Origin of the sequence: Marinobacter halophilus (genome assembly GCF_003007685.1) — a bacterium.
In the GTDB taxonomy this organism is placed as follows: Bacteria; Pseudomonadota; Gammaproteobacteria; order Pseudomonadales; family Oleiphilaceae; genus Marinobacter; species Marinobacter halophilus.
This window is the reverse complement of record NZ_PXNN01000011.1, coordinates 303,889-327,064: the sequence shown is the minus strand read 5'-3', so window position 1 is coordinate 327,064 and position 23,176 is coordinate 303,889. Positions and strand designations below refer to the sequence as shown.

The 23,176-nt window shown below is 56.5% G+C and carries 21 protein-coding genes and 1 tRNA gene; 13 read left to right on the top strand and 9 right to left on the bottom strand.

Going from position 1 to position 23,176, the window contains the following annotated elements:
* Nucleotides 1-52 precede the first annotated feature (52 nt).
* From folP to pnp, 12 genes are all read left to right on the top strand, one after another.
* Nucleotides 53-883, top strand: coding sequence for a dihydropteroate synthase (gene folP / locus C7H08_RS07885; RefSeq protein WP_106671191.1), 831 nt, complete (start codon nt 53-55; stop codon nt 881-883).
* On the top strand, nt 883-2,226 hold the full coding sequence (glmM, locus tag C7H08_RS07880) for a phosphoglucosamine mutase (protein ID WP_106671190.1): 1,344 nt from the start codon (nt 883-885) through the stop codon (nt 2,224-2,226). The genes folP and glmM overlap by 1 nt, the downstream gene beginning before the upstream one ends.
* Nucleotides 2,227-2,310: 84 nt before the next feature.
* A complete protein-coding gene (tpiA, locus tag C7H08_RS07875; RefSeq protein WP_106671189.1) occupies nt 2,311-3,081 on the top strand; it encodes a triose-phosphate isomerase in 771 nt (256 codons plus the stop codon).
* A gap of 24 nt (nt 3,082-3,105) precedes the next feature.
* The gene (gene secG, locus C7H08_RS07870) at nt 3,106-3,483 is read left to right on the top strand and encodes a preprotein translocase subunit SecG (protein WP_106671188.1); all 378 of its coding nucleotides are present in this window, start codon (nt 3,106-3,108) and stop codon (nt 3,481-3,483) included.
* Between the two features lie 8 nt (nt 3,484-3,491).
* Nucleotides 3,492-3,576 (top strand) — tRNA-Leu (locus tag C7H08_RS07865).
* Nucleotides 3,577-3,891: 315 nt separating this feature from the next.
* A complete protein-coding gene (gene rimP / locus C7H08_RS07860; RefSeq protein ID WP_106671187.1) occupies nt 3,892-4,353 on the top strand; it encodes a ribosome maturation factor RimP in 462 nt (153 codons plus the stop codon).
* A gap of 54 nt (nt 4,354-4,407) precedes the next feature.
* Nucleotides 4,408-5,901 (top strand): transcription termination factor NusA, encoded by a 1,494-nt coding sequence (gene nusA / locus C7H08_RS07855; protein ID WP_106671186.1) that lies wholly within the window; start codon nt 4,408-4,410, stop codon nt 5,899-5,901.
* A gap of 19 nt (nt 5,902-5,920) precedes the next feature.
* Nucleotides 5,921-8,452: a translation initiation factor IF-2 gene (gene infB / locus C7H08_RS07850; protein ID WP_106671185.1), complete on the top strand. Its 2,532-nt coding sequence runs from the start codon at nt 5,921-5,923 to the stop codon at nt 8,450-8,452.
* The gene (gene rbfA, locus C7H08_RS07845) at nt 8,452-8,883 is read left to right on the top strand and encodes a 30S ribosome-binding factor RbfA (protein WP_106671184.1); all 432 of its coding nucleotides are present in this window, start codon (nt 8,452-8,454) and stop codon (nt 8,881-8,883) included. Before infB ends, rbfA begins: the two co-directional genes overlap by 1 nt.
* Nucleotides 8,880-9,803: a tRNA pseudouridine(55) synthase TruB gene (truB, locus tag C7H08_RS07840; RefSeq protein WP_106671183.1), complete on the top strand. Its 924-nt coding sequence runs from the start codon at nt 8,880-8,882 to the stop codon at nt 9,801-9,803. Before rbfA ends, truB begins: the two co-directional genes overlap by 4 nt.
* A gap of 78 nt (nt 9,804-9,881) precedes the next feature.
* Complete coding sequence (rpsO, locus tag C7H08_RS07835; protein ID WP_044389340.1) at nt 9,882-10,151, top strand: 30S ribosomal protein S15; 270 nt, start codon at nt 9,882-9,884, stop codon at nt 10,149-10,151.
* Between the two features lie 366 nt (nt 10,152-10,517).
* Nucleotides 10,518-12,632: a polyribonucleotide nucleotidyltransferase gene (gene pnp, locus C7H08_RS07830; protein WP_227663255.1), complete on the top strand. Its 2,115-nt coding sequence runs from the start codon at nt 10,518-10,520 to the stop codon at nt 12,630-12,632.
* 231 nt (nt 12,633-12,863) lie between these two features.
* Here the strand turns inward: pnp and C7H08_RS07825 are convergent, their stop codons facing one another.
* From C7H08_RS07825 to C7H08_RS07815, 3 genes are all read right to left on the bottom strand, one after another.
* Nucleotides 12,864-13,781, bottom strand: coding sequence for an alpha/beta hydrolase (locus C7H08_RS07825; protein WP_106671181.1), 918 nt, complete (start codon nt 13,779-13,781; stop codon nt 12,864-12,866).
* Complete coding sequence (locus tag C7H08_RS07820) at nt 13,751-15,616, bottom strand: Lnb N-terminal periplasmic domain-containing protein (RefSeq protein ID WP_106671180.1); 1,866 nt, start codon at nt 15,614-15,616, stop codon at nt 13,751-13,753. The genes C7H08_RS07825 and C7H08_RS07820 overlap by 31 nt, the downstream gene beginning before the upstream one ends.
* Before the next feature lie 83 nt (nt 15,617-15,699).
* A complete protein-coding gene (locus tag C7H08_RS07815) occupies nt 15,700-16,164 on the bottom strand; it encodes a DUF3015 domain-containing protein (protein WP_106671179.1) in 465 nt (154 codons plus the stop codon).
* A gap of 294 nt (nt 16,165-16,458) precedes the next feature.
* Here C7H08_RS07815 and C7H08_RS07810 point away from each other — a divergent pair, with 294 nt between their 5' ends.
* Nucleotides 16,459-16,902 (top strand): hypothetical protein, encoded by a 444-nt coding sequence (locus C7H08_RS07810; RefSeq protein ID WP_106671178.1) that lies wholly within the window; start codon nt 16,459-16,461, stop codon nt 16,900-16,902.
* A 74-nt stretch (nt 16,903-16,976) separates the two neighbouring features.
* On the opposite strand, the gene C7H08_RS07805 is transcribed toward C7H08_RS07810, so the two are convergent.
* From C7H08_RS07805 to C7H08_RS07780, 6 genes are all read right to left on the bottom strand, one after another.
* Nucleotides 16,977-17,678, bottom strand: a complete 702-nt coding sequence (locus tag C7H08_RS07805; RefSeq protein ID WP_106671177.1) for an ABC transporter ATP-binding protein — start codon at nt 17,676-17,678, stop codon at nt 16,977-16,979.
* A gap of 9 nt (nt 17,679-17,687) precedes the next feature.
* Nucleotides 17,688-18,443 carry a high-affinity branched-chain amino acid ABC transporter ATP-binding protein LivG gene (livG, locus tag C7H08_RS07800; RefSeq protein WP_106671176.1) on the bottom strand — a complete coding sequence of 252 codons (756 nt, stop codon included), beginning with the start codon at nt 18,441-18,443 and terminating at the stop codon, nt 17,688-17,690.
* A 5-nt stretch (nt 18,444-18,448) separates the two neighbouring features.
* Nucleotides 18,449-19,720, bottom strand: coding sequence for a high-affinity branched-chain amino acid ABC transporter permease LivM (locus C7H08_RS07795; RefSeq protein ID WP_106671175.1), 1,272 nt, complete (start codon nt 19,718-19,720; stop codon nt 18,449-18,451).
* A complete protein-coding gene (livH, locus tag C7H08_RS07790) occupies nt 19,720-20,643 on the bottom strand; it encodes a high-affinity branched-chain amino acid ABC transporter permease LivH (protein WP_106671174.1) in 924 nt (307 codons plus the stop codon). Before livH ends, C7H08_RS07795 begins: the two co-directional genes overlap by 1 nt.
* A gap of 160 nt (nt 20,644-20,803) precedes the next feature.
* Nucleotides 20,804-21,916 carry a branched-chain amino acid ABC transporter substrate-binding protein gene (locus C7H08_RS07785; protein ID WP_106671173.1) on the bottom strand — a complete coding sequence of 371 codons (1,113 nt, stop codon included), beginning with the start codon at nt 21,914-21,916 and terminating at the stop codon, nt 20,804-20,806.
* Between the two features lie 161 nt (nt 21,917-22,077).
* The gene (locus C7H08_RS07780) at nt 22,078-22,989 is read right to left on the bottom strand and encodes a tetratricopeptide repeat protein (RefSeq protein ID WP_106671172.1); all 912 of its coding nucleotides are present in this window, start codon (nt 22,987-22,989) and stop codon (nt 22,078-22,080) included.
* Nucleotides 22,990-23,176 lie beyond the last annotated feature (187 nt).

The window sequence follows — 23,176 nt, the reverse complement described above, 5'->3', positions numbered from 1 at the left end:
GGCGGCGTTTGTGTTTGGCGCCTCTGAATCTTGAATATCCGGAACACTTGCTATGAAAATGAACTTTGCCGGCCGAGTGCTGGACCTGTCCCGATGTCATGTGATGGGCATTCTAAACGTAACGCCGGATTCTTTCTCGGACGGCGGTCGATTTAACTCGGTGGATACGGCGTTGCTACGCGCCCGGCAAATGGTCAACGATGGCGCGGCGTTTATTGATATCGGTGGAGAATCGACCAGGCCGGGGGCATCGTCGGTTTCCACGCAGGAAGAGTTGGACCGGGTATGCCCTGTAGTCGAGTCGGTGGCCCGGGAGCTGGATACGGTGATTTCAGTAGATACCAGCAACCCGGTGGTGATGACGGAAACGGTAAAGCTGGGTGCGGGCCTGATTAACGATGTTCGCGCGCTGCAGCGGGATGGAGCGGTGGAGGCAGCCGCAACTGCCAATGTGCCGGTTTGCATCATGCACATTCAGGGTGAGCCGGATAGCATGCAGGATGATCCCCGCTACCGCAATGTCCGCCGAGCGGTTAGCTCGTTTCTGACCGAGCGAGTGCGGAGAGCAGAGTGCGCCGGTGTGCGGGCAGAAAATATTATTCTTGATCCGGGGTTCGGATTTGGCAAAACCGTTGAGCATAATTTTCAGTTACTGGCAGCGCTGGAACAACTACATTTGCTTGGCCATCCGCTGTTGATTGGGGTGTCTCGCAAATCCATGCTGGGTGCTGTGACCGGTCGGGAAGTAAACGAAAGGTTGCCGGCGAGCCTCGCTGCCGCGACAATATCCGCCATGAAAGGCGCGAGCATCCTGAGGGTGCACGATGTGCGGGAAACTGTGGATGCCGTCAGGATCGTGACGGCCGTAAAGGAGGCAATCTGATGTCCCAGCGCAAGTATTTTGGTACTGACGGTATCCGGGGCCATGTGGGCGAAAGCCCGATTACACCGGAGTTCATGCTGCACCTTGGCTGGGCAGCAGGCCAGGCATTCAAGCGCAAAGGTCAGCACAACAGCGTATTGATTGGTAAAGACACCCGGTTGTCCGGTTATATGTTCGAATCAGCGCTGGAGGCCGGGTTGTCGGCCGCCGGGGTGGACGTGAAGCTGCTGGGGCCGATGCCGACCCCGGCCATTGCCTATCTGACCCGGACGTTCCGGGCATCGGCTGGGATTGTGATCAGTGCGTCTCACAACCCGCACCACGATAACGGTATCAAGTTTTTTTCCCCTTCCGGTACCAAGCTCGACGACGCTTTGGAGGCCGAGATTGAGCGTTGGTTGGATACACCCATAGAAGTGTGTGACCCCAACGAGTTGGGTAAGGCAAGCCGCGTGGATGATGCGCCGGGTCGCTATGTCGAGTTCTGCAAGAGCACTGTGCCCAATGAGTTCACTCTCGACGGCATGCACATTGTGCTGGACTGCGCCCACGGTGCCACCTATCACGTGGCCCCAAAAGTGTTTCAGGAGCTGGGGGCGCAGCTGACTGTGATTGGCGCCAATCCGGATGGCCTTAATATCAACCTGAACGTGGGCTCCACCCATCTGGATGCGTTAAAACAGGTTGTTGTCGAAAAGAAAGCAGATTTGGGTATTGCCTTTGATGGTGACGGCGATCGGGTTTTGATGGTTGACCAGGACGGCTCTGAAGTCGACGGCGACGAATTGCTGTATATCCTGGCTTCACAGCGTCACGCCAGGGGTCGGTTGCACGGTGGGGTGGTCGGAACTCTGATGACCAACCTGGGTGTAGAGTTGGCACTGCGCGAGATCGGTATCGAGTTTGAGCGCGCCAGTGTTGGCGATCGTTACGTGATGGAGCGGCTGTTGGCAAATAATTGGCTGGTCGGCGGCGAAGGCTCCGGGCACATGGTGATTCGTGACTGCACCAGCACCGGCGACGGTATCGTCTCGGCATTGCAGGTGCTGCTGGCGATTCGGGGCTCCGGAAAAACTATGGCGCAATTGCGTCAGGGGATGAGCAAGTTGCCACAGAAAATGGTCAATGTACGGGTTGCCCAGCGCTTTGATCCGCTCAGTCGTGCTGATATTGTCGAGGCCATGCGCAGGGCAGAGGCGGATCTTGGTGGCGCCGGCAGGATCCTTTTGCGGGCCTCTGGAACCGAGCCGTTGATCCGGGTGATGGCTGAGGGGCAGAACGCGGACGATATCAATCGCGTTGTTGATCAGCTGGCCCGGGTGGTTGAGCAGTCAACACCCTGATTTTGTGGGCTGAGGCGGGTTGTGCAGGTCAAATGACTGCTGTATAGTTCGCCCTCCCTAAAGTCGGGACGATTGAGATTGGGTATGCGTCGCAGAATTGTAGCCGGTAACTGGAAAATGAACGGGTCAAAAGACCTGGTGCAGCAGCTGGTTGGCGATATTCGCGAGCAGGTTAGCAATCTCGACGATTTAGTGAGAAGTGGGTTGGATGTGGTTATTGTTCCTCCCGCGCTTTACGTTGATTCGGTCGTTTCCCTGTGTGGAGCCGAGTTGGCTGCTGGGGTTCAAAATGTCAGTCAGTGGCGTTCAGGTGCATACACTGGTGAGGTTTCGTCCGATATGGCGCGGGATCTGGGTTGTCAGTATGCGCTGGTAGGGCACTCCGAGCGCCGTCAGTTGTTCGACGAAACGGATTCGGTGATTGCCCTGAAGGTCGCGCGTGTTATTGAATCTGGTCTGGCCGCTGTGCTGTGTGTCGGCGAAACGCTTGAAGAGCGTGAAGCTGGTGAAGCAAAGCGAGTTGTTGCGGATCAGGTTGAGAAGGGGTTGGCGATGGTAGGTGCCGATCAATGGTCGCGTGTGGTGGTTGCCTACGAGCCTGTATGGGCGATTGGTACCGGCAAAACCGCCACCTCAGAAGATGCCCAGGCCATGCATGCAGAAATTCGCGGCGTGCTTGAGCGAATAAACGCTCCGTCCGAGAACATTTCGGTACTTTACGGGGGCAGTGTAAAAGCGGATAATGCGGCCGCTCTGTTTGCAGAGCCCGATATCGATGGTGGTCTTATTGGTGGTGCGTCCCTCAAGGCCGAAGAATTTGTCAGTATCTGCCGGGCTTTTCCGGCAGGTGCGTAAGCCGACACGAATACGAGAGTCTGTATGGATTGGATGGAAACACTAGTAGTGGTAGTTCACGTCGTGATTGCCGTGGCGCTGGTGGGCCTGGTTCTTATCCAGCAGGGCAAAGGCGCAGATGCCGGTGCGGCATTCGGTGGTGGAGCCTCCCAGACGGTCTTCGGCAGCCAGGGCAGCGGTAGCTTCCTGACCCGTATGACCACGTTGATGGCGGTTGTTTTCTTTGTAACAAGTTTTTCGCTGGCAATCTTTGCTAAGCAGCGTGCAGAAGTGGCAGGTGAGGCTGGTATTCCGGTGGTTCAGGAATCCCGTCAAGCACCGGCTGATTCCGTACCTGGTAACGAAGCATCTGCAGATGGCGAAGCCGGGGTCGGGGAGTCACAACTTCCCGATCTCGAGTAAAGGGTGCTGCCCAAGTGGTGGAACTGGTAGACACGCTATCTTGAGGGGGTAGTGGCGAAAGCCGTGCCGGTTCGAGTCCGGCCTTGGGCACCATTATTAAGTACGGCGGCTTGGAGTATCCAGGCCGTTTTTTTTGGTCAGTCCTTGACCACTCCGCGCGGCGTCACTATAATCCGGCGGATATTGGTTGCTGCGATAGTTTCGTGGTGTCCAGGCAGGCCAGGTGTCTGTCGGCAGGGGGCCGGTTTGGGTTGGCTTTCTGCGTATTCTTGCAACAAAAAGCCCCACTCGTAGGGGCTTTTTGATTAAGGGGCCTGGCATAAAGGGCCCTGGTGCATAAAAAGGGCTGATCAACAGCCCTTTTTTTGTTTTTGTGGTACGAAAATCTCAAGACGGAGGCGGCGACACTTGTCAGCCAAGCTTAGACAACTGGAAGACATCCTGCGCCCGGTAGTAGAAGGGCTGGGGTATGAATTCTGGGGTATCGAATATCGTTCCCGGGGCTATCAGTCCATGCTTCGGGTATTCATTGATGATGTCGAGAATGGCATTGGCATCGAAGACTGCGAAAAAGTCAGTCGTCAGGTCAGTGGCGTAATGGACGTGGAAGACCCGATTCAGAGTGAGTACACCCTTGAGGTGTCTTCTCCGGGTATGGACCGGCCATTGTTCCGTCTTGAGCAGTACGAGGCATTTGTTGGTCACCAGGTACAGATCAAGTTGCGCATGGCCTTTGAAGGACGGCGCAAATTTCAGGGGCTGATCAAAGGGATAGAGGGCGACGAAGTCGTGATCGTGGCGGATGACCATGAGTACCTGTTGCCGTTTGACAGTATAGACAGAGCCAACATAATTCCGGTTTTTGAATGACACATTCGAATAAATTTGTAGGTGTATCGATTATTTTTAGGGCAGGGCAATCCAATGAGTAAAGAGATCTTGCTGGTCGTGGAATCCGTCTCGAACGAAAAAGGTGTCGAGAAGGATGTGATTTTTGAGGCGATCGAACTCGCACTCGCTACCGCTGCCAAAAAACGTTATGACGACGAAGAGGCAGACATTCGGGTTTCCATCGATCGCCGGACCGGGGAATATGAAACTTTTCGCCGCTGGCTGGTGGTGGATAACGATGCGGTTCCGGCGCTGGGCACAGAGCTCACCATGCAGGAAGCGGAAGAAATCGACACCAATCTGCGTCCTGGCGACATGCACGAAGAAAAGGTTGAGTCGGTTGCCTTCGGTCGGATTGGTGCTCAGGCTGCCAAGCAGATCATTTTCCAGAAAGTTCGCGAGGCTGAGCGCGCCAAAATTGTCGACAGCTACCGTGACCGCGTAGGCGAGCTGGTGTCTGGTACGGTCAAGAAAGTGACACGTGACAACGTCATTGTAGATCTGGGTGCCAACGCCGAAGCCTTGTTGCCCCGCGAGCACCTGATTCCGCGTGAAACCTTTCGTATGGGCGACCGCGTGCGGGCACTGCTGCTGGAAATTCGTACCGATCACCGCGGCCCACAGCTGATTCTGAGCCGTTCTGATGCTCAGATGCTGATTGAGTTGTTCCGCATTGAAGTACCGGAAATTGCTGAAGAGCTGATTGAAATCCGTGGCGCCGCCCGTGACCCCGGTTCGCGCGCCAAGATTGCGGTTAAAACCAACGATCGCCGTATCGATCCGGTAGGCGCGTGTGTTGGTATGCGTGGCTCCAGGGTGCAGGCGGTATCCAATGAGCTGGGTGGTGAGCGGGTTGATATCGTGCTGTGGGACGATAATCCTGCGCAATTGGTTATCAACTCGATGGCGCCGGCGGAAGTGGCCTCCATCGTGATGGACGAAGATCGTCATACCATGGACGTTGCCGTTGCCGAAGACAATCTGGCTCAAGCCATTGGTCGGAACGGGCAGAACGTTCGTCTGGCGACCGAACTGACCGGTTGGACGTTGAACGTGATGACCGAAGAGGAAGCGGGTGAGCGCCAGGAGCAGGAGTATACTCGACTGGTTGAGCACTTCACCAAGCACCTGGATGTGGATGAAGAATTTGCCAGTGTTCTGATCGACGAGGGCTTTACCTCTATGGAAGAGGTGGCTTATGTGCCGATGGAAGAAATGCTGGCAATTGACGGGTTTGATGAAGACACCGTCACAGAATTGCGGACCCGTGCAAAGGACGTGCTGTTGAACCAGGCGCTGGCAAGCGAAGAAGCCCTGGAAGGCGCGGAACCCGCGGAAGATCTTCTGGAAATGGAAGGCATGGACCGTTCTCTGGCGTTCAAACTCGCCGGTATGGGTGTGCGTACCATGGAAGATCTGGCCGAGCAGTCTGTAGATGACCTGCTCGATATTGAAGGTATGAATGAAGAACGTGCGGGTCAGTTGATTATGACGGCACGTGCACCCTGGTTTGAAGACCAGGCCTGATTCGGGAGAGGAGACCAGTATGGCTGATGTAACGGTAAAACAACTGGCCGCAGACGTAGGCGCTCCCGTGGATCGTTTGCTGAAGCAGATCGTAGAAGCGGGCCTGAAAGCCCGCAGTGAAAACGATGCTGTCACCAGCGATGAGAAGCAGCAGTTGCTGGCGTATCTGAGAAAGAACCACGGCGATGCCGGGGCTGAGCCGCAAAAGATTACACTGAAGCGCAAAACCACCACCACGCTGAAGGCCGGTAAGGCCAAGACTGTGAATGTGGAGGTGCGCAAGCGTCGGACTTATATCAAGCGTGCCGAAACGCAGCCTGAGGAAGCCGAGGCGGAAGTGCAGAAGCTGGAAGACACGGTAGTGCAGCCGGTGGCCGAAACGCCGGTCGTCGAAGAGGCGCCGAAGGTGGCTGCAGAGCAGCCAGAAGAAGTGTCTGCGGCGCCAGAGCCGGAACAGGCTGAGGCCGCACCTGCGGCGAAGAAAGCGCCTGAGCCGGCAACAGCGCCGGAGGACATGCCCATGCCCCCGCCGGAAGACGAAGGCCGGGATCGCAAGCCAAAGAAAAAGAAAGAGAAGGTGCGCGAGCGTAGCGACGATGTCGAAGAAGGCAAGCCCAAGAAGAAACAGGCTGGCCATCGCGGTCCTCGCAGCCGTCCGGTTGACGAACCACTGGTCATTTCTGAGGACGAGGACGATAGCAGCCCTCGTAAGCAGTTGCGGGCTAAAAAGAAACCGAAAGAAAAGCGTCATGCTTTCGAGAGGCCAACCAAGCCCATGGTTAGAGAAGTACAGATACCAGAAGTCATCACCGTCGGTGATCTTGCACAGCGCATGGCGGTAAAAGCCGCCGATGTGATTAAAACGTTGATGGGAATGGGCGTTATGGCCACTATCAACCAGCCGCTGGACCAGGAAACCGCCATGCTCGTCACCGAAGAGCTGGGCCACAAGCCCAGAGCTGTCAGCGACGATGCTCTGGAAGAGGAAGTGCTGAGCAACATCTCTGTGCAGCACGAAGGCAAAGAGAAGATCAAGCGTGCGCCAGTGGTCAGTGTGATGGGTCACGTTGACCATGGTAAGACCTCGCTGCTGGATTACATCCGCCGCACCAAGGTTGCTGCGGGCGAATCCGGTGGTATTACCCAGCACATTGGTGCTTACCACGTTGAAACCGATCACGGCATGGTGTCCTTCCTGGATACTCCGGGTCACGCTGCCTTTACCGCTATGCGTGCCCGTGGTGCCCAGTGCACCGACATCGTTATTTTGGTGGTGGCCGCCGACGATGGTGTTATGCCGCAAACCAAGGAAGCGGTGCAGCACGCCAAGTCAGCCGGTGTACCCCTGGTGGTTGCCATCAACAAGATGGACAAGGAAGGGGTTGATCCTGACCGCATCAAGAACGAACTGGCTGCTCTTGATGTGATTCCGGAGGACTGGGGCGGTGACGTTCAGTTTATCCCGGTTTCTGCCCATACCGGCGCCGGTATCGATGATTTGCTGGAAGCCATTCTGCTGCAAGCCGAAGTGCTGGAGCTTGAAGCATCCCCGGATGCTTCCGCCAAAGGTGTGGTGGTTGAATCCAGTCTGGAACGTGGTCGCGGTTCCGTCGCCACTGTACTGGTACAGAACGGCACCTTGCGCCAGGGTGACATGGTCGTTGCGGGCTCGTTTTTCGGTAAAGTGCGCGCCATGACCGACGAAGCGGGCAAGCCAGTTAAAGACGCTGGCCCGTCGATTCCGGTCGAGATCCTGGGCCTCAACGGCACACCCGATGCCGGTGACGAGTTCTACGCGGTTGCTGACGAAAAGAAGGCGAAAGAGCTGGCAGAATTCCGCCAGACTCGTGAGCGTGAACACCGCTTGCAGCGCCAGCAGGCATCCAAGCTTGAAAACTTGTTCGAGAACATGGGCAAAGATGAGGTTAAAACCCTCAACGTTGTGCTTAAAACCGACGTGCGCGGTTCTCTTGAGGCCATCGTCAAGGCTTTGCAGGATCTGGGTAACGACGAAGTGCAGGTCAAGATTGTGTCGTCCGGTGTTGGCGGTATCGCCGAAACCGACGTCAGTCTGGCCATGGCGACCAACGCCGTTATCTTTGGTTTCAATGTGCGGGCGGATACGGCTTCCAAGCGTCTGGTTGAGCAGGAAGGTCTGGATCTGCGCTACTACAGCATCATCTACAACCTGCTTGATGACGTGAAGGCAGCCCTGACGGGTATGCTGAAGCCCGAGTTCCGGGAAGATATTATCGGTATTGCCGATGTGCGTGATGTCTTCCGTTCACCGAAGTTCGGCCAGGTGGCGGGCTGCATGGTGATCGAAGGTAACGTCTACCGTAACAAGCCGATCCGTGTCCTGCGCGACCACGTGGTGATCTTTGAAGGCGAACTGGAATCCCTGCGTCGCTTCAAAGATGACGTACCGGAAGTTCGTAACGGTATGGAATGTGGTATCGGTGTTAAGGGTTATGACGTGAAAGTAGGCGACCAGATCGAAGTGTTTGATCGCGTCCGTGTTGAACGTCAGCTTGAATCGACGGGGGCCTGATGCCACGGGAATTCAGTCGCATAGATCGCATTGGTGATCAGATGCAACGTGAACTCGCCCAGCTCATCCAGCGTGAGGTGAAAGACCCTCGCGTTGGTATGGTCACAGTGAATGCCGTCAAGGTTAGCCGTGATCTGGGTTATGCGGATATCTATGTTTCGTTGCTGTCTACAGAAGAGCTGACCGAGCAATCTCCAGCCGTGCAAGACTCGCTGTCTGTGCTGAACAGTGCTGCCGGGTTTTTGCGGGGCCAGGTCGGGCGGGCAATGAAATTGCGGGTGGTACCTCAGCTGCGTTTTCATTTCGACAGTCTGCTCAACCAGAGCCGCAAGATGGATCGCCTGATCCGTGAAGCGGTGGGTGATCAGCCCGCCGTTCCTCGGGACGACAACGACGAACCCGTATCCGATAACCCGGAGCGTGACGCTTGAGTCGTAGGCATAAAGGGCGTGAGGTAAACGGCATCCTGGTGATTGATAAGCCCCAGGGTGTCACTTCCAACGGGATTCTCCAGCAGATTAAACGCCTGTACGGTGCTGCCAAAGCCGGCCATACAGGTGCCCTTGATCCTCTCGCCACCGGCGTTCTGCCACTGTGCTTTGGTGAAGCGACCAAGTTCTCCCAGATGATGCTGGACAGTGACAAGGCCTACGTAACCACCGCTCGTTTGGGTGTGCGGACAGAAACTGGTGACAGCGAGGGGGCGGTGGTTGAAGAAAAGCCAGTGCCCGCGCTGACTGCAGCAGAGGTCGAGGCAGTCCTGGAGAACTTCCGTGGCGAGATCCAGCAGGTTCCCTCCATGTACTCGGCGCTCAAGCACAAGGGCCGACCGCTCTATGAGTATGCCCGGGAAGGTATTGAGATTGAGCGTCCGGCCCGTCCGGTTACCATCTATGAGCTGAAACTGCTGGCGGTTCGTGACAACGAGCTCGACATGGCGGTTAGCTGCACCAAGGGTACGTACATACGCTCATTGGTGGAGGACATTGGTGCAGCACTGGGCTGTGGCGGTCATGTCATTGCCTTGCGGCGCACCCTGGCGGCAGGCTACAGCCTGTCACAAGCCCATAATGTCGAAGCCCTGGAGGCCATGCGGGAAAATGGCGAGAGTCTGGATGGGCTGCTACTGCCGCCGGAAAGTGCTCTCACCATGTTCCCGGAGTACCGGTTGTCGGGCTCGTCGCTGGTATCGATATTGAACGGACAACCGGTTAGAATACCGGATCAGCCCTTTGAAGGTCTCGTGCGTGTCTACGGCGATCGTTCCTTTGTCGGGTTGGTAGAAGCTCTGCCGGAAGGTGACGGTACCAATCTGGTGCCTCGCCGTCTGGTCAAGAATAACGGCAATTAACATCGCCGTTGAATAGCCGGGCTGTAGAGATGCGCGGTTCGGCCGGATGTATCAGCATCGCAACCAATGAGGTGTAATATGGCACTTTCTGCCAATGAGAAAGCACAGATCGTTAATGATTATCAGCAAGCTGATGGCGACACCGGTTCCCCTGAAGTTCAGGTGGCACTGCTGAGCGCTAACATCAACAAGCTGCAGGATCACTTCAAAGCCAACAAGCAGGATCACCATTCCCGCCGCGGCCTGATCCGGATGGTAAACCAGCGTCGTAAGCTGCTGGACTACCTGAAGCGTAAAAACGCTGACCGTTACCTTGAGCTGATCAAGCGTCTGGGTCTGCGTCGCTAATCCGGTTTAACGACCTGACGGCTGGCCCGGAATTGTCCGGGTTCAGCCGAGCTTCTCTCCCGCTGTCTGTGCTTACCCGTTATGGGGAAGCCGGAAAGCGAATTTGCTGCAGTTGATTTGTCAGTGACACCGAAGGATTTTTCCTGTCGTAATGGAAAGCCGAAATTGATAGCAGGTTGTTGAAAAACCCGGGTGCAGCAGCTTATAACTGCGCGCCTCGCCGGGGTTTTGCAACAGCCTGTTAGCTTTCAGACGGGCTGCCTTTGGTTCACAGATTGAGCTGCTGCGGTGATGGACACACGAGTACGGATGAATTGGTCATCCGGCCCTGGATCAACAGTCGAAAAGCAGGAGTTAATAGTGGATCTGCAACCACGTACGAAAACGTTTGAAATGGGTGGCGAAACCTTCACCCTGGAAACTGGCCGTGTTGCCCGTCAGGCTACCGGTTCTGTTCTTGTTACCACCGGTGACACCTCCGTTCTGGGCACCGTTGTGGGTGCCAAAGACGCCAAGCCGGGTCAGCCTTTTTTCCCGCTGACCGTTAACTACTTCGAAAAAACCTACGCTGCGGGCAAAATCCCTGGTGGGTTCTTCAAGCGTGAAGGCCGTCCCTCCGAGAAAGAGACGCTGACCTCGCGCCTGATCGATCGTCCGATCCGTCCGTTGTTCCCGACCGGTTTCATGAACGAAGTTCAGGTCATCCTGACGGTCATGTCGGCCAACAAGAACCACGATCCTGATATCGCCGCCATGCTGGCGGCTTCTGCCGCACTGGCTATTTCAGGTATTCCGTTTGACGGTCCGATCGGTGCTGCCCGCGTTGGTTTCACCAACGAGAAAGGCTACTTCCTGAACCCGACTTTCGAAGAACTGCAAACCTCCGTGCTGGACATGGTCGTTGCCGGTACTGAAGACGCGGTTCTGATGGTTGAGTCTGAGGCCAAAGGCCTGAGCGAAGATCAGATGCTGGGTGGTGTACTTTACGCTCATCAGGAAATGCAGACTGCGGTTACCGCGATCAAGGAATTCGCCGCTGAAAACGGCAAGCCCCGTTGGGATTGGCAGCCAGAGCAGGTCGACAATGAGCTGCTTAACAGCATCAAGGCAGAGTTCGGTGGCGCCATCGAAGAAGCCTATGCCATTCGTGACAAGATGGCCCGTTACACCCGTCTGGGTGAAATCAAGGCTGGCGCTGTTGAAAAGCTGGCCGGTGAAGAGGAAGGTCAGCCTTCCGCAGAGCTGGTCAAGAAGTACTTTGGCAAGGTCGAAAAGTCGGTAGTTCGTCAACAGGTTATCGAAGGCAAGCCGCGTATTGACGGCCGCGACAACAAGACCGTGCGCCCGATCGAAGTGGAAGTAGGCATCCTACCGTCTGTTCACGGTTCTGCGCTGTTCACCCGCGGTGAGACCCAGGCTATCGTAACAGCCACTCTGGGTACCACCCGTGACGTTCAGATCATCGACGCCCTGGAAGGTGAGCGTAAGGATCCGTTCCTGTTCCACTACAACTTCCCTCCGTACTCGGTAGGTGAAGCTGGTCGTGTCGGTACTCCGGGTCGTCGTGAGGTTGGTCACGGTCGTCTGGCCAAGCGTGGCGTGTTGGCGGTTATGCCGACTCTGGAAGAGTTCCCGTATGCCATTCGTGCGGTATCCGAGATCACAGAGTCCAACGGTTCCAGTTCCATGGCATCTGTTTGTGGTTCCAGTCTGGCGCTGATGGACGCGGGTGTACCGATCAAGGCTGCAGTTGCCGGTATCGCTATGGGTCTGGTCAAGGAAGGCGACAAGTTCGCGATTCTGACCGACATTCTGGGTGATGAAGATCACCTGGGCGACATGGACTTCAAGGTTGCCGGTACCAAAGAGGGCATCACTGCCCTGCAGATGGACATCAAGATCAACGGCATCACTGACGAGATCATGGAGCTGGCTCTGGAGCAGGCTCACGAAGCTCGCCTGCATATCCTGGGCGAGATGAACAAGGTGATCTCCGAGCCGCGTGCCGAGCTGTCTGATCGTGCGCCGAGCATTACCACCATCAAGATCCATCCGGACAAGATCCGTGACGTCATTGGTAAGGGCGGTTCTGTAATCCGTTCTATCTGTGAAGAGACTGGCGCGTCTATCGATCTGGATGACGATGGCAACGTGAAGATCTATGCCGATAACGCAGAAGCCGCTCAAGCTGCTGTCAATCGCGTGAAGGAGATCACCGCCGAGATCGAAGTGGGCGCACTCTACAAGGGCCGCGTTGAGCGGATTGTCGAGTTCGGTGCGTTTGTGAACATCTTGCCAGGCAAGGATGGTCTGGTGCACATTTCCCAGATCTCTGAACGCCGTATCGAGAACGTGACTGACGAGCTGAGCGAAGGTCAGGAAGTTCTGGTCAAGGTACTGGATGTGGACAATCGTGGCCGCGTTAAGCTGTCCATGAAGGAAGTTAAGGAAGGCGAGCAGCCGACTGACTTCGCTGACTAAGGTTTCTTAGTCCGTTGTATGAAAACCCGCCCTTCGGCGGGTTTTCTCGTTTATGGGCGGTCTTGTTTGGATGTTGTGCGGAGATTGGGAAGGCCTTTTCAAAAGACGCTACGAGCACATCCATGTGCGCTTCTTTCGGGCCGTCCCTGGCCCTCAAGACTTTTGAAAGGGCCTTCCCAACCTCCGCGCCAGACATTTTCCTGGCTGCTTGTTAGTCTCCTTTTTTCCGTGTTATTTCGTGTTCTTCCGTGGCAAAAACTGTCTTTCCATAAACTCTAACATCGCCTCCCGATACGCCGGAATGATAAACGTCGCCCCGTGGGGCGTATCGGTGCTGAGAAATTCCTTCGGCTGCTTGGCCGCCTGATAAAGTCTCACCCCATGCTCAAACGGAATAATGCCGTCCCGCTCGCTGTGGATGATCATCACCGGCACCGGCGAGATGGCGGCAATCCGGTCCACTCCCTCGTAGTCGTCGGGTATGGTCTGGCTCAGGGGAATGTGGAAGGGCCAGGTTAACCAGAATTCGCCAAGTTTTTCCCGTGCGATCAGGCGGAAGCCGGAGAAGGTGCCGTCGAGGATCACGCCGTTGAGGGCGGGTTGTTCGTCCCGCTGGACCCATTCGCTGGCGAGGGCGATGCCCAGGGCGCCACCGAGGCTTTGGCCGAGCAAGAACAGTGGCTGGTGGCTTTCGCCTTGGCGCTGCGCCAGCCAGCGCAGGCCGGTTTCGACGTCGTGCAGGGAGCCTTCGATGTCCGGGGCACCGCTAGACTGGCCGTAGCCGCGGTAGTCGATGGTGAAGACGTTATAGCCTTGTTCGGGCAGCCAGGCGACGTTGAAGATGTGGGCGCTGACGTTCTGGGCGTTGCCGTGCAGGTAGTAGATGGTGCCTTTGGCGGGTTCTTCGGACATCGCGGGTAGCCACCAGCCGTGCAGGGTTTCGCCGTCGGCGGTGTCGAGGTAGACGTCTTGGTAGTCCAGGTTGAGCCGGTCCGGGGTGATGTAGGTCACTTTGTCCGGGTAGAAGAAGACGCTGCTGCAGCTGGTCAGCAGCACGACCAATGCCAGTGCGGCGGTCCGGGCGCTGAGTGTGACTGCGCGTTGGATAAAACGCTGGCTCAGAAGTAAGCGTGGATGCCGGCCTGCCATAGGCTTTGGTACCTGTCGAAGTGGTCTTCCCGGGTGAATTCGGCGAACAGGCTGAATTCCCGGCCGATGTGCAGATTGCCTTTCAGGTAGAGCTGATCCTGGCGGTGCTGGCTGTTGATGATCCAGGCTTTGGTTTTGGCGCCGGCCAGCAGGCTGAAGCGGTTGTTCTGGTGCAGCAGGCCGAGGTCTGCGCCCGGGGCAAAGTCGTGGCCGCGGCGGAGGTCGTCGTCGATTTCCAGGTCGGCGGTGGCGACGGCAAAGGCCTGGGTGTACTGGCCCAGGCTCCAGCTGCCGCCGGCGCCGCCTTCAAGGTAGGGCGTAAACACCCGGTCGGTGCCGGTGTCGGTGCGGCGGCCGCCAAAGCCAACCTGCCAGGAAAGGGGCGAGAAGAACGGGTTGCGGGGGCTCAGGGAACGTATCTCCACGCCGACAAGCTGTTCGACCTGAAGCTCGTTATTGTTGTGGTAAAGGCGCGCGTCCAGTCTCAGAAATTGCAATTGCGCCCCGGTGCGGTATCCCGCCGGAGGGTCGAGCACGTCGTGGTAGGCGGGGCGCAGGGTCAGCTGGGTGAACGCCTGATGCTCCAGTTGCCCGGAGCCCAGACTGACTCGGAAGGTGTCGTGGCCCTGATCATCCCGAATTTTGGGTTCGGGAGCCGGCGGAATTTTCTGAGCGTTTTCGAGCCGGCTGCGAGACACCAGTAACTGGTGCGACAGCGGCGCGGCAAACTCTCTTGGCCAGCCTTTGGCTTCGCTCTGGTAACGCACGTAGTCATAAGTGGCGTCCAGCACCCAGGCGCGCTCCTGATCCGACAGCTGCTGCATTTCAGGGCCGTCCACTTGCACGTAACCATTGGCGATCGCCGCCGCGATGGTCTGATGATCCCGGGGCAGGGTGTCCAGGCTGTGGCTGACGGCGGTGGCGGCTGACGGCCGGTAGCGAACGCTCTCCACCAGGTCGGCATCGCGCACCCAGCGCACGGTGTCGGACGGAATGGCGTGCGTGCTGACTTCGTCCAGCAGGTCGGTGCCGGGGCGGGCCGCATCAATCAGCGCCAGCAGCCGGTAGGCGCAGTTTTCGTCGAAAAAATAATAGTCGAAATTCTTGTCCTGAATTTCCCAGGTGTGGGCGAGCAGGGTGTCGACCTCAGGCTGGCTCAGGTTCAAGGTGTATTCCCACAGATCCCGGTGCTCGATGTCGTTATACAGCCGGATCATCTCGTAGTATGGACGGATGGAGGTTATGCCCGGATAACCACCGAAGATGCCCCGGTAGGCAAACAGCAGCTCACTGTCGTGCTCGGCGGCGTCGGCCGCGTAGGAAATGGTGTTGGCTAGCAGCAGATCGGCTTCGGTATCGTCTTGGGGTGGGTCGAGCCGCAGAAAGGTGTGGCCGAACATGGAAGACGGGCTGTTCAGGTAAGACGCCGCAAACACCAGGGTGACTTTTTCGGTGTTCAGTGCCTCGAACCATTCTTCATAGGCCGGGCAGTCCGCCGAAGTGCTCGGTAAATTGAGCTGCTCACGCAACCAGGCGTCTCGGGCCGGGAAGCGGCAGCTGGCGTGGTCATCGCCACCACCGGGTTGTTGTATCGCCTCAAGCGTGGCGGCCAGTTCGTCCCGGGGGGAAGTTTTGCCGTTCTCGCTCAGGAAAAATGCTGGATCATCCGCCTGGCTAGTGTGGCCGGAGCCGAGAGTGTCTTCATGATAGTGACCGAGCGTCAGCCAAACCGGGTGCTTGTGGAGTTGTTCGGGTGTGGCGGCGATAGCTGCCTGCGTTGCGAGAGAACATGCAAGCCAGAGTGCGGCTTGCCCAGTGCGCAAGGGGTTGCCCATAGGAAAAGTGTGCGTCCGGTTTGATTGGGAGAAGCGATTGCGCGCCATCCATGGCGCTTACGGAATCCATTAATTGACAGATATCAGGCCGCTACGTACTTGCTCAGCGACTCGTTCTGTTCCAGTAGCGAAACGATAGCATCAACCGCCTCGCCAGATGTGGTATCGGCGTTCGGGAAGATTAGGGCGAAGTTGTCTTGCAGGACTTTGCGGAAGGAATCACGATCTGCCTGACCAACGCCAAGAAGAACGGCCAGAGTGTCGAGGTTCTCGCCAGTACCGCGGGACATATCTCGGGCTACTTTATCGATGTTGCTGTCCATATACATGGCCATGGACTGAACGGACTGGTTGGTCTGACAGCCGAGAGTACCGGTCGTCATGCCAAAGGTCTGGTTGCCGAAGGTTCCGTTAGTGGTTGCGGCCAGTACGTGTGGGGCAATACCGGACTGTCCTTTCCAGATCATGGCGCCTACACCACAACCTGGTTGTGCGAATGCCATGGAGGATGCGCCAAGAAGAATTGCACCTGCGATCAGTTTTTTCATTATCCACTCCTTTATGTGGTTTTTTGCTTGCGTCGCAAAACACCTAACGTCAGAACGGTTAAACCGGTTAGGTGAGAGCGGCCCGGAAGGGAAAAGCCCTGCGCTATAGACCGCTCATTTGAGTATAGACGATATTTTAATAACACAAGTTAGTCATAACGCGCCACTGCTGGATGGTTGTTTTACAACCAAATAGTCTAAAAAGTAATCGATTATGCGGTATTGTTATATATAGCCCTGTTCCGTATAGTGTGTTGGCCAAGAAGGCTTTAAAAAACACATGGAGACATCATTATGAAAAAAGTTCTTATTGCATCTGGCCTGGTCCTGGCTGGCGCGCTGTCTGGCTGTAGTTCACTGAATACCAGTGCACCTTCCTTGCCGTTGACCGGTGGTGTAACTACCGACATCAAGGCGGACATCGAAATTGGTGAAAAAATCACCGGCAAGTCTTCCGTAACTCAGTTGTTCGGTCTTTTGACTCTGGGCGCAGAAAGTGAGTATGCGGATGGTATTTCTTACGGTGTGAACGGCACAGCTTCCTCATTCCTGCCGATCGGCGGAGCCTCCCTGACTGAGAAGGTTAAAGCTGCTGCTGCCTACAACGCCATCACCGAATCTGGTGCTGACGTGATCGTGGCTCCTCGTTACACAGTTAAAGAAGAAGGCTACGGCTTCTTCGGTACCATTGACGTAACGGTCGAAGGCTACAAAGGCACCATCAAGAGCATTAAGTAACGCGTCTTGATTTAGCCAACAAAAAAGCCGGAACGGGCCTATCCCGTTCCGGCTTTTTTGTTGGCTGGCAATGATCACCTCCCCAGATACGCCTCCCGCACTTCCGGGTTCGCCAGCAGATTCTTGCCGGTGTCATGCAGTCGTATGCGGCCTGTCTCCAGTACATAGCCCCGGTCAGCCAGGTTCAGCGCCTGGTGGGCGTTCTGCTCGACCAGAAACACGGTAATGCCTTCTTCCCGCAAGTGACCGATGATCTGGAAAATCTGCTGGATGATGATGGGCGCGAGCCCCAGTGATGGCTCATCCAGAATGATCATTTTGGGTTTGCTCATCAGCGCGCGGCCGATGGCGAGCATTTGTTGCTCGCCACCAGACATGGTGCCGGCACGCTGGTGTTCCCGTTCTTTCAGGCGGGGGAACAGCTCGTACACGTGGTCCAGACTTTTGCGGATCTCGGCTTTGGTGTTGAAGAACCCGCCCATGTGCAGGTTTTCTTCAACGGTCAGGCCGGAGAATACTCGCCGGCCTTCCGGCACAATGGCAATGCCCGAGCGCATGATGTTGGAAGTGGCTTCGTTGGTGATGTCTTTACCTTCCAGGATGATGCGCCCGGAGCTGGCCTGGGGGTTGCCGCAGACCGTCATCAGCAAAGTGGTTTTGCCGGCGCCATTGGCGCCAATCAGAGACACAATCTCACCTTGCTTAACTTCAACGGAAACCCCGTGCAGCGCCTCGATTTTGCCGTAGTGAGTGTGAACGTCTTCCAGTACTAGCATGGTTTGTCCTCAGGCCTCGCCCAGGTAAGCTTTGATCACGTCGTCGTTCTGGCGGACTTCGCTCGGGGTGCCGCTGGCCAGCGGCCGGCCCTGGTTGATCACGGTAATCCGGTCAGAAATGTCCATCACCAGGCTCATATCGTGCTCGATCAGCAGCACGGAAACGTTGTAGTCCTCTTTCAGGCTGACAATCAGTTGGTTGAGCTCTTTGGTTTCCGCCGGGTTCAGGCCTGCGGCCGGTTCGTCCAGCATCAGCAGTTTGGGTTCAGTCACCATGCAGCGTGCAATTTCCAGGCGTCGCTGCTGGCCGTAGGCCAGGTTGCCGGCGTCGCGGTTGGCCAGTTCGAGCAGGCCGACGCGGTCCAGCCAGTAGGCAGCCCGGTCCAGTGACTTTTTTTCTCGTTCCCGGTAATTCGGGGTTTTGATCAGGCCGGCCAAAAGATTGGTGTTCAGGTGCCGGTGTTGGGCCACCAGCAGATTTTCAACCACGCTCATCTGATTGAACAGGCGTACGTGCTGGAAGGTACGCACCATGCCCAGTCGGGAGATTTTGTAATCCGGTTTGCCTTGTACCTCCCGGCCTTCAAACAAAATTTTGCCTCCGGTCGGCTTATAAAAACCGCTGAGGCAGTTGAACACGGTGGTTTTTCCGGCACCGTTCGGGCCGATGACGGAAACAATCTCATGCTCCTGAATATCCAGGCTTACCTGGTCTACTGCCAGCAGGCCGCCGAAGCGCATGGACAGATTCTGAACGTCTAACATGTCTGTCACTCCTGCCTTTTGAGTTCAATGTGAGTTCGGCGCATGGGCATCAGGCCCTGCGGTCGCCAAACCATCATCAGCACCATCGCAGCACCGAACACCAGCATGCGGTAGTCAGAAAACTCACGGGCCAGCTCGGGCAGAATGGTGACGGCAATGGCAGCCAGGATCACACCAAGCTGTGAGCCCATCCCCCCCAGCACCACAATGGCCAGGATGATGGCCGACTCAAGGAACACAAAAGACTCGGGGCTGATAAAACCCTGCTTGGAGGCAAACACAGTTCCGGCAAAACCGGCAAAGAAGGCGCCGATGGTGAACGCTGACAGTTTGACGGCGGTGCGGCTCAAGCCCAGTGAGCGGGCGGCAATTTCATCCTCCCGCAGGGCTTCCCAGGCACGGCCAACGGGCATGCGCATCAGGCGGCGAATTACCAGAGCGGTAATGACGGCGAGCACCAGGGCAATCAGATACAGGAAAATCACCTTGTGCTCACCACTGTACGCAATGCCGAAGGTGTCGTGGAAGGAGGTGTTGCCTTCTTCCTTCACCCTGCGGCCAAACTCCATGCCGAACAGGGTGGGTTCCGGTATGCCGCCGATACCGTTAGGACCACCCGTGACCGCAGTCCAGTTGTTCAGCAGGATGCGGATAATTTCGCCGAAGCCGAGGGTGACGATGGCCAGATAATCGCCTCGCAATCGCAGTACCGGGAAGCCGAGTACTAGCCCGAACAGGGCTGCGAACAGGGCGCCCAGCGGCAGTGCCATCCAGAATGAGATGCCCATGTACTGGGACAGCAACGCGAAGGTGTACGCGCCCACTGCGTAGAAGGCGACGTAGCCCAGGTCCAGCAGGCCGGCCAGACCAACCACCACGTTCAGGCCGAGTGCCAGCATCACGTAGATTAACACCAGAGTGGCCAGGTCAACCGAGCCGCGGGATACGAAGAACGGCCAGAACAGGGCCAAGACAATGATGCCGGTCAGTACCCAGGATTCCAGTTTGACCCTTCTGGCCTGAGGCATTGGCTCCCGCCCCGCCAGGGGGTTCAGCCTGGGTGCTTTGCTCAAGCTTGCCATGATGGTGTCACGGTAAAGCTGGAAAGCAAATACCGCCACCGAGGCCAGAAAAATGATGATAATGGTGCTGGCATCCGCCCCTTCCAGACCAACGCGGGTGCCCTGCGCCACCAGGTTGAGACCGAGGATGGGGTAGGCGACCACCAGCGTGACCACTGCACAGAACAAGGCGTGTTTAACATTATGTGCTGCCATCAGATCTTCTCAACCTCCGGTTTGCCAAGCAGTCCGGTTGGTTTGAACAGCAGGATCAGGATCAGCAGGCTGAACGCCACTACATCTTTGTACTCGCCGCTCAGATAGCCGGAAGTCATGCTTTCCGCGACTCCCAAAATCAGGCCGCCAAGCATGGCGCCGGGAATACTGCCGATGCCGCCAAGCACCGCTGCGGTGAAGGCCTTGAGGCCGGCGATAAAGCCGAACAGCGGGTCAACCGAGCCGTAGTACATGCCCAGCAACAGCCCCGCGACGGCCGCCAAGGCAGCGCCAATGACAAAAGTTGCGGAAATAATGCGGTTAGTATCGATGCCGAGCAGGTTGGCCATGCCCAGATCTTGAGACACGGCCCGACACGCACGGCCGATGCGCGAGCGTGAGATAAATAACGAAAGCACCGTCATACAGATTAACGTGGTGATGAAGATGGTGATCTGCATGTAAGAGATAGACATCTGAAAGCCTTCGCCACTGCCAAACCGAAAACTTCCATCGATCAACGCCGGAAAGCCGATGTTGCGAGAACCCTGGGCCAGGTGGACATAATTTTGCAGAAATATCGACATGCCAATGGCGGAAATCAGTGGGATAAGCCGATGCCGGCCGCGTACCGGCCGGTACGCCACCCGCTCCACCGCCCAACCCATAGAACTGGAGACAATGATGGCACAGAGCAGTGCGACGATCAGGATCAGCGGTAGCCAGGCAATACCCAGGGTGGCCAGTCCAGTAATGGCGATCAGTGCCGTATAGGCGCCAATCATGTAGATCTCACCATGAGCGAAATTGATCATGCCGATGATGCCGTAAACCATGGTGTAACCGATGGCGATCAGAGCATAGGTACTGCCGATCGTCAGCCCGTTAATGAGCTGCTGTGAAAAATAGAGGAGGTCTTGCATCAGTGTGGAACTCCGAATGCCTGGTGTCCGCACTCCTCGTACCCTTGCCGCGGTGTCCGGCGGGTAGCAAAGCGGAACAGCAGAAGCCCAGAAAAACACCTTCCCTCCGGGTTGCGGCAGGAAGGTGTTCTCATGTTTACCGTTTGTTAACGATTTTGGCTCAGTTTACTGGAGTTTTGCTGCCGTCTGTATGCCATTCGTAGACCACAAATTCGAAGGACTCCATGTCCCCGGCCTGGTCAAACTGAACGGTGCCGATGGGTGTTTCGAAGGTTCCGGCCCGCAGGGCTTTGGCCACTTCAAACGGGTCTTTAGAGCCGGCCTGCTCAATGCCGTCGGCAATCAGCTGAACGGCCGCGTAAGAGGTCAGTACGAACGGGCCGGAGGTGTCTTCACCCTTGGCGGCAAAGGCGGCGACCAGATCCTGGTTTTCCTCTTTTTCGTCAAAGCTCGGTGGCAGAGTAACCAGCAGGCCCTCGGCGGCTTCACCGGCGATGGTGTTGATGTCTTTGTTGCCAACCCCTTCCGGGCCCATGAACTTGGACGATACGTCACCCTGGCGCGCCTGGCGCAGAATCAGGCCCAGCTCCGGGTGGTAACCACCGTAGTAAACGAAATCGACGTTGGCTTGTTTGATCTTGGTGACCAGTGACGAGAAGTCCTTGTCGCCGGCAGTAATGCCTTCGAACATGGCCACGTCAACGCCGGCATCACGCAGTGTATCGCGCACGGCGGTGGCGATGCCTTCACCATACTGCTGCTTGTCATGAATGACGGCCACCCGGTTCGGGTTCTGGCTGACGATGAAATTGCCGGCCACCGGCCCCTGCATGCTGTCCAGACCGATGGTGCGGAATAACAGCTCATAACCGCGCTGGGTGATTTCCGGGCTGGTGGATGCCGGAGTGATCATCAAGATGCCTTCGTCTTCATAGATGTCGGACGCAGGTTGGGTGGAGCTGGAGCACAGATGGCCAACTACGTATTGGACGCCCTCGTTCACCAATCGGTTGGCCACGGTGACGGCCTGTTTGGGGTCGCACACGTCGTCCACTTCAATGCCCACGAGCTGTTCGCCCATCACGCCGCCGTCGGCGTTGATTCGCTCAATGGCCATGCGGGCGCCAGAGAACTGCATGTCACCATACTGGGCAACAGGGCCGGTCATCGGGCCGGCAATGCCAATGCGAATTTCAGCGGCGGCCTGGCCGGCCGCCATCAGGGCAACGGACGCGCCGACTGCAGTAGCGAGTTTCTTTACGGACGTTTTCATCGTGTCATTCCTGTTCAGGTCAGGGTTATTGTTATGTTCTCAGAGACTTAAACAAACACCACAGCCTACTGCTTGTCAAGCAGATCAGGCCAGAGTGGCTCCGGAACACAAAATTGCTGCTCGTGGTTAAGCCAGCAAGGATTGTGCCGGTCTCTGTGATGCTAGGCGTCCGTACTGTCGTCCTGGTCAGTAAAGACGAGATTCCTGAAGCTCTCGTGATCCTGCAGCTGTTTGAAACTTGGGTCAACAGACGCATCGTCGCGGTAGGCCTCAGAGATTTCGAGGGCTTTGGCCAATGTGTTGGTGGCATCTTCCCAGCGACCGATCTCTGCGTAGGCGCAGGCCAGCTGGTAAAGAGCATGGCCGTTTTCCGGTGCCAGCTTCAGCGCTCGCTGACACAGACTGATGGCCCACAGGGGTTCGCGTATTTCCAGAACCGCGTCGGCCTTGTAGCTGAGTGCTTCGACATCGTCTGGGCGCAGGTCGAGAATCTGGTCATAGGCGGTGATCTTGTTCTGATGTGATGTTTCCTGGCTTGCTTTTAACCAGAGCCCGTGCACCTCGTTGGTGCGTTCAATGTCGACCTGGTTCTGGTGGATAATCTCGGATTTCAGCTGCAACTGTTCTTCGATGAACTTCAACCGGGTTTCATATTCTACTACCAGTTCGTTAACGCGTTTTTCCGCCAGGGTGGTGAGCTGGTTGCGCATGTCGCGGATGGAGTTCCAGCCGATAACCACGAGAATAGAGGTGGCAGCGGCAATCAGGTAAAAGAAGTAGGTAACGGTGTCGGCGGCGTAAGACATGGTTTTGTCCGCCACAGACAGTTCTTTCTCGACAACCTTTTCAATCAGCTCTGCGCGGGTGTCCTGCATTTCCTTGCGGATGGCCTTGGTCTCGTCCAGCAGGTACAGCTCCACAAACGGGGTGTACATGGGCTTTTCCAGGGTTCTGATGCTTTCCTCGACATCTTCGGGAGTCAACTCTTTATCCGGCCCCAATTCTCGTTGCTGGGCGTGGATGTTACCGACCATGGCGAAGGCAAGAACGAGCGCGAGGTAATACCTGATCATCAACCGTTTCCGTTTGTGGGTGAATGGCAAAGGCGTGACCTTAGCATAGTGGCTGGCAGAAATAATGCCGCATGGCGGCGGGTTAATAGTGGTGCTGCAAAACACGAAGCAAGTTAGGTGATATTGCCCACTTGCAATCGTCAGAATAACGACCTCTAATAATTAGAGGTATAAATAATGGGCTTAT

Coding starts and splice junctions, on each gene's coding strand:
- folP (WP_106671191.1), top strand. CDS start 53: ATGAAAATGAACTTTGCCGGCCGAGTGCTGGACCTGTCCCGATGTCAT.
- glmM (WP_106671190.1), top strand. CDS start 883: ATGTCCCAGCGCAAGTATTTTGGTACTGACGGTATCCGGGGCCATGTG.
- tpiA (WP_106671189.1), top strand. CDS start 2,311: ATGCGTCGCAGAATTGTAGCCGGTAACTGGAAAATGAACGGGTCAAAA.
- secG (WP_106671188.1), top strand. CDS start 3,106: ATGGATTGGATGGAAACACTAGTAGTGGTAGTTCACGTCGTGATTGCC.
- nusA (WP_106671186.1), top strand. CDS start 4,408: ATGAGTAAAGAGATCTTGCTGGTCGTGGAATCCGTCTCGAACGAAAAA.
- infB (WP_106671185.1), top strand. CDS start 5,921: ATGGCTGATGTAACGGTAAAACAACTGGCCGCAGACGTAGGCGCTCCC.
- rbfA (WP_106671184.1), top strand. CDS start 8,452: ATGCCACGGGAATTCAGTCGCATAGATCGCATTGGTGATCAGATGCAA.
- rpsO (WP_044389340.1), top strand. CDS start 9,882: ATGGCACTTTCTGCCAATGAGAAAGCACAGATCGTTAATGATTATCAG.
- C7H08_RS07825 (WP_106671181.1), bottom strand. CDS start 13,781: ATGGCAGGCCGGCATCCACGCTTACTTCTGAGCCAGCGTTTTATCCAA.
- C7H08_RS07820 (WP_106671180.1), bottom strand. CDS start 15,616: ATGGGCAACCCCTTGCGCACTGGGCAAGCCGCACTCTGGCTTGCATGT.
- C7H08_RS07815 (WP_106671179.1), bottom strand. CDS start 16,164: ATGAAAAAACTGATCGCAGGTGCAATTCTTCTTGGCGCATCCTCCATG.
- C7H08_RS07810 (WP_106671178.1), top strand. CDS start 16,459: ATGAAAAAAGTTCTTATTGCATCTGGCCTGGTCCTGGCTGGCGCGCTG.
- C7H08_RS07805 (WP_106671177.1), bottom strand. CDS start 17,678: ATGCTAGTACTGGAAGACGTTCACACTCACTACGGCAAAATCGAGGCG.
- livG (WP_106671176.1), bottom strand. CDS start 18,443: ATGTTAGACGTTCAGAATCTGTCCATGCGCTTCGGCGGCCTGCTGGCA.
- C7H08_RS07795 (WP_106671175.1), bottom strand. CDS start 19,720: ATGGCAGCACATAATGTTAAACACGCCTTGTTCTGTGCAGTGGTCACG.
- livH (WP_106671174.1), bottom strand. CDS start 20,643: ATGCAAGACCTCCTCTATTTTTCACAGCAGCTCATTAACGGGCTGACG.
- C7H08_RS07785 (WP_106671173.1), bottom strand. CDS start 21,916: ATGAAAACGTCCGTAAAGAAACTCGCTACTGCAGTCGGCGCGTCCGTT.
- C7H08_RS07780 (WP_106671172.1), bottom strand. CDS start 22,989: ATGATCAGGTATTACCTCGCGCTCGTTCTTGCCTTCGCCATGGTCGGT.